Origin of the sequence: Mesorhizobium sp. M7A.F.Ca.CA.002.04.1.1 (assembly GCF_004022805.1) — a bacterium.
Lineage (GTDB): Bacteria > Pseudomonadota > Alphaproteobacteria > Rhizobiales > Rhizobiaceae > Mesorhizobium > Mesorhizobium ciceri.
The window spans coordinates 1-3,079 of sequence record NZ_RZPL01000675.1 but is presented as its reverse complement, the minus strand read 5'-3'; the positions used below and the strand labels follow the sequence as shown (position 1 = coordinate 3,079).

At 61.5% G+C, this 3,079-nt stretch carries 4 protein-coding genes and 1 pseudogene; 1 reads left to right on the top strand and 4 read right to left on the bottom strand.

Annotated features, from left to right (window positions below; genetic code table 11):
• The 4 genes and pseudogenes from ENZ75_RS26565 to ENZ75_RS26550 all read right to left on the bottom strand — a co-directional run.
• Positions 1–272: pseudogene (locus ENZ75_RS26565) on the bottom strand (lipoyl synthase); the annotation flags it as partial.
• 138 nt (positions 273–410) lie between these two features.
• Positions 411–668, bottom strand: a complete 258-nt coding sequence (locus ENZ75_RS26560; RefSeq protein ID WP_013531486.1) for a GlsB/YeaQ/YmgE family stress response membrane protein — start codon at positions 666–668, stop codon at positions 411–413.
• Positions 669–757: 89 nt separating this feature from the next.
• Positions 758–2,203: a dihydrolipoyl dehydrogenase gene (gene lpdA, locus ENZ75_RS26555; RefSeq protein ID WP_063168048.1), complete on the bottom strand. Its 1,446-nt coding sequence runs from the start codon at positions 2,201–2,203 to the stop codon at positions 758–760.
• A gap of 12 nt (positions 2,204–2,215) precedes the next feature.
• Positions 2,216–2,851, bottom strand: coding sequence for an SGNH/GDSL hydrolase family protein (locus ENZ75_RS26550; protein WP_013531484.1), 636 nt, complete (start codon positions 2,849–2,851; stop codon positions 2,216–2,218).
• Between the two features lie 44 nt (positions 2,852–2,895).
• On the opposite strand from ENZ75_RS26550, the gene ENZ75_RS34740 reads away from it, so the two are divergent.
• Positions 2,896–3,079: hypothetical protein (locus ENZ75_RS34740; RefSeq protein ID WP_206617109.1), on the top strand; the 184-nt coding region annotated here is incomplete at its 3' end.

The following is a 3,079-nucleotide window of genomic DNA, read 5'->3' as shown; positions in this document are numbered from 1 at the left end:
GCGCAGGCGCGGGTGCAGATCTCGCCCATGATCATGAAGGTGGCGTGCTTCTTTTCCCAGCACTCGCCGATGTTGGGGCAGCCGGCCTCTTCGCAGACCGTCACCAGCTTGTGCGACTTCACGATTTCGCGCGTTTCGGCATAGCCCTTCGACATCGGCGCCTTGACGCGTATCCAGTCGGGCTTGCGCAGGACATCCTGATCAGGCTTGTGCGCCTTTTCGGGATGCCGCAGGCGCGGTGCGTTGGCGATCGTATCGAGGACAGTGACCATCGGGAAACCTGGTTCATTGGCGAGCGCCAGTCAGGCGTTCGTTGTGATAACGTCATCTAGGACTTTTCGGCGCAAAGAAAAAGGCCGCTGCGGCGCATGCCGCAACAGCCTTTTTCGCATGGCAGCTCTTCAGTGATGTCAGCGGCGCACCAGGCGTCCTGCCCAGATCAGTAGGCAGGCGCCGATAAAGCCGGTGATCAGATAGGCAATCCAGCCGACGCCGAACGGGCCAAAATTGAGAGCCTGCAGAATGGCGTTCAGCACGATCGCGCCGACGATGCCCATAACGATGTTCATGAAGATGCCGGTGTTGCTCTTCATGAACATTTCGGCGAACCAGCCTGCCAGGCCGCCGATGATGATGGCTGCTATCCAGCCGACGCCATTCAGGTGCATATGCCTTCTCCTTGTGTGATGGATGAAAGTGCATCCGCAAACGATGTACCTTGCCGCCGGGTTCCATCTGTAGCAGCGCTTTCAATCTATCACGCGTTGAGCGCGCGGCCATAGGCGTCGAGCACGCTTTCCTTCATCATCTCCGACAGCGTCGGGTGCGGGAAGATGGTGTGCATCAGCTCTTCCTCGGTCGTCTCCAGGTTCATCGCCACGACGAAGCCCTGGATCAGTTCGGTCACTTCGGCGCCGACCATGTGGGCGCCGAGCAATTGACCGGTCTTCTTGTCGAAGATGGTCTTGATGAAGCCCTGATCCTCACCGAGCGCGATCGCCTTGCCATTGGCGGCGAACTGGAAGCGCCCGACCCGGATATCCCAGCCCTCTGCCTTGGCCTTGGCTTCGGTCAGGCCAACCGAGGCGACCTGCGGATTGCAGTAGGTGCAGCCCGGAATCTTCAGCTTGTCGGTGGCATGTACGCCAGGAAAATCAGCGATCTTCTCGATGCACACGACACCCTCATGTTCGGCCTTGTGGGCGAGCATCGGCGGGCCGGCGACATCGCCGATGGCATAGATGCCCGGCACATTGGTCTTGCCGTAACCATCGATGACGACGCAGCCGCGATCCGTCTTCACGCCGAGCGCCTCAAGCCCGAGGCCCTCGATGTTGCCTTGCACGCCGACGGCCGAGATCATCCGGTCGGCGGTGATCTTCTCGACCTTGCCGTCCTTCATCTCGACATGCGCCGTGACCGAGTTCGTGCCCTTCTCGACCTTGGTCACCTTGGCTTCGAGGATAATCTTCATGCCTTGCTTCTCGAACTGCTTTTGCGCGAACTTCGAGACTTCGGCGTCCTCGACCGGCATCACCGCCGGCAGCAATTCGACCACCGTCACCTCGGCGCCCATTGTGCGGTAGAAGGAGGCGAATTCGATGCCGATGGCGCCCGACCCCATGACGAGCAACGACTTCGGCATCTCCTTCGGCACCATGGCCTCGAAATAGGTCCAGATCAGCTTTCCGTCCGGCTCGATGCCGGGCAGCGCGCGTGGCCGGGCGCCGGTCGCCAGGATGATGTGCTTGGCGGTATAGGTGCCCTCGCCCTTGACGCCTTTCGGCACCGGCGGCTGTGGCTCCATCGGCTTCTTGGCCGTCTTGGACACGACGATCTCGCCCGCCTTCGAAAGCTTGGCCTCGCCCCAGATGACGTCGACCTTGTTCTTCTTCATCAGGAAGGCAACGCCGCCATTGAGCCGCAGCGACACCTTGCGCGAGCGGTCAACGACGGCCGATGTGTCCACGCTGACCTTGCCGTCGAGCTTCAGCCCGTAATCCTTCAGGTGATCCGAATAGTGCATGATCTCGGCCGAGCGCAGCAGCGCCTTGGTCGGGATGCAGCCCCAGTTAAGGCAAATGCCGCCGAGATGCTCGCGCTCGACGATCGCCGTCTTGAAGCCGAGCTGCGCGGAACGCACCGCGGTGACATAGCCGCCGGGACCGGAGCCGATGATGATGACGTCATAGTTCTCAGCCACGGGTTTTCTCCTTCACAATTCCAGCATGACGCGCACGACTGGTGTCAGCGCCTCGCCGATGTTTCGCGTGTTTTCGGCGTCAAGATGAACACCGTCGAGAGGTGTGGTTTGCGCCACGCTGCCGGCGTCGAAGAAGCCGCAGCCGGCCTCATCGGCGAGCGCGGCATATTGCGGTGCCAAAAACTTCGAGGCGTCGTCGCCGCCGGCAAACATTTCCTTGAATTCGGCATTTTCGGTGCGACTGACGACAGGCGGCGAAACGATGAGGATCTGCGGCGCCGGCCAGTCGAACGGATAGTCGTGACCGCGCACGATGTCGATCAGCCGCTGGATACCCTGCTTGGCCGCGACGGGATTGCCGTGGATCCACGGCTTCATGTCGTTGGCGCCGAGCATGATGACAATCAGGTCGATCGGCGCATGCGTCGTCAGCACCGTTGGCAGCAGCCTGGCGCCGTTGCGATCAGCACCGGCCAGGTGGTCGTCGAAGGCGGTGGTGCGGCCATTGAGGCCTTCGGCGATAACTTCGACGCCACTGCCAAGGCCGGCCTGCAGCACGCTTGGCCAGCGGTCTTCCAGCGCATGGCGGCCACCTTCGGCATTGTAGCCCCAGGTCAGCGAGTCGCCGTAACAAAGAACCGTCTTCATGCACCCACCTGCGCGTCGATCAACCCACGCTTCACCCGCCATCCATGGGTTGTGACCGCCCGTTTCCGAGCAGCCAGTCCGGTGGCGAATCCGGAAATGATGAAAGCGAAGAGGCTGGTGAAGACTATCCGCACCGCCCTCTCGCTTCCCTAAACCAGCATGCCCATCGGGTTCTCGATCAGGCGCTTGAAGGCGACCAGCAGTTCGGCACCCAGCGCACCGTCGACG

Bases quoted from the DNA above. Each gene is read 5' to 3' on its own strand.
- ENZ75_RS26550 (WP_013531484.1), bottom strand. From the start codon at position 2,851: ATGAAGACGGTTCTTTGTTACGGCGACTCGCTGACCTGGGGCTACAAT.
- ENZ75_RS26560 (WP_013531486.1), bottom strand. From the start codon at position 668: ATGCACCTGAATGGCGTCGGCTGGATAGCAGCCATCATCATCGGCGGC.